This is a genomic window from Dialister sp. UBA1703 (assembly GCA_002320515.1).
In the GTDB taxonomy this organism is placed as follows: domain Bacteria; phylum Bacillota; class Negativicutes; order Veillonellales; family Dialisteraceae; genus Dialister.
Genome location: DCJJ01000146.1, coordinates 6116 through 7650, shown reverse-complemented (window position 1 = coordinate 7650; position 1535 = coordinate 6116). Strand labels below are relative to the sequence as shown.

The following is a 1535-nucleotide window of genomic DNA, read 5'->3' as shown; positions in this document are numbered from 1 at the left end:
GGCCCGTCAAACCTGAGAACCCTCCGGCCGTAGGCCGGTCAAACTTTAGAACCTTTTGTGTCCAAAGGGCGCCCCTCTGAACCCGGGCCGCGGAGCGGCCCCATAGATGTTATAATAAAGAAAAATGATTTCTATTTCCCATAAAGGAGGGGGCCTATGCTGATTCGCAAGCGGAGTGAAGAACTGGAAAGAGAGATTCTCTGCCATCGGGCGGCTTTGTCCGCCAATGCAGTGCGGGACAGGGAAGAGAAGAAGGATCCCCTGCGTACCGATTTCCAAAGAGACCGGGACAGGATTCTCCATAGCAATTCCTTCCGGCGGCTGAAACACAAGACCCAGGTATACATCGCGCCCCGGGGCGACCATTACCGCACCCGCATGACCCACACCCTGGAAGTGGCCCAGATCGGCCGCACCATGGCCCGGGCCCTCCGGCTGAACGAAGACCTGGTGGAAGCCATTGCTCTGGGCCATGACCTGGGCCACACCCCCTTCGGCCACGTAGGGGAGCAGGCGCTGCAGGAAATCTGCGGCCACTTTGAACACAATGAACAGAGCGTCCGCATTGTGGAGAAACTGGAAAAGGAAGGCCAGGGATTGAACCTTACCAGGGACGTGCGGGATGGCATGCTGAACCACTGCGGGAAACTCAAAGCCCACACCCTGGAAGGGGCCCTCATCAAGTACGCCGACCGCATCGCCTACCTATGCCACGACTACGAAGACGCGGAAACCATGGGCCTCATCGGGCCGGAAGACTTGCCGGAGGCGGTGAAGCGGAAAATCGGCGTCACCCACTCCTCCATGATTACCGCTATGGTGACCAGTGTGGTGAAGAACTCCATGCGGAGCGAAGAGGACGGCATCCACATGTCAAAGGAAGGGGATGAAATCCTTGCCCTCTTCCGCCGGTTCATGTTTGACGAAGTCTACATGTCGAAGGCCCTCATCCCCGACAGGAAACGGGGCAGCAACGTGGTGAAAATGCTTTACACCTACTACACCGAAAAACGTCCCGACGGAAGCTACCATGAAACAAGGCTCCCGGAAAAACAGGTTCGCCTGGCAGAAGGAAATATCCCCCTGGCAGCGGTGGACTACATTTCCGGCCTCACCGACAACTTTGCTATTAACCTCTTTGAAGATATTTTCGTGCCAAGGTACTGGACATTCAAGAAAGAGTGAAGCGGCGGCTGCCGGCTGCCTGCTGTTGTTAAGCATGGCTGATGACTCTGGCTGGCTCACCGGTCCACTAAATAAATATCAGTGGGCGGAGCAGGCAGACGATAGAAGGTAGAAGATAGATGGCAGACGGTCAGACTTCAGAAGGTTGTAATCCCGAAAGCAAGAGGGTTCATGTGCCTTTCGGCACCTGGGTTCCATCGTTCGTGCGCTTCGCGTCGAACGATAGGTTCGGGCCGGAATCGGCTTCGCCTCCTGTCTGGTTCAGAGGGGAGTTTTATATGCCGCCACAGGCGGCAATAAAATGGCGCCGACAGGCGCCCACCTCCCCAGCGGGCACGGTCAGCCAACCA

Annotated in this window: 1 protein-coding gene; it reads left to right on the top strand. The window is 56.7% G+C overall.

Annotation, left to right across the window (positions count from 1 at the left end; genetic code table 11):
* Nucleotides 1–156: 156 nt before the first annotated feature.
* Complete coding sequence (locus B2Y11_RS06440) at nucleotides 157–1185, top strand: deoxyguanosinetriphosphate triphosphohydrolase (protein WP_291057465.1); 1029 nt, start codon at nucleotides 157–159, stop codon at nucleotides 1183–1185.
* Nucleotides 1186–1535: the final 350 nt, after the last annotated feature.

Coding starts and splice junctions, on each gene's coding strand:
- B2Y11_RS06440 (WP_291057465.1), top strand. CDS start 157: ATGCTGATTCGCAAGCGGAGTGAAGAACTGGAAAGAGAGATTCTCTGC.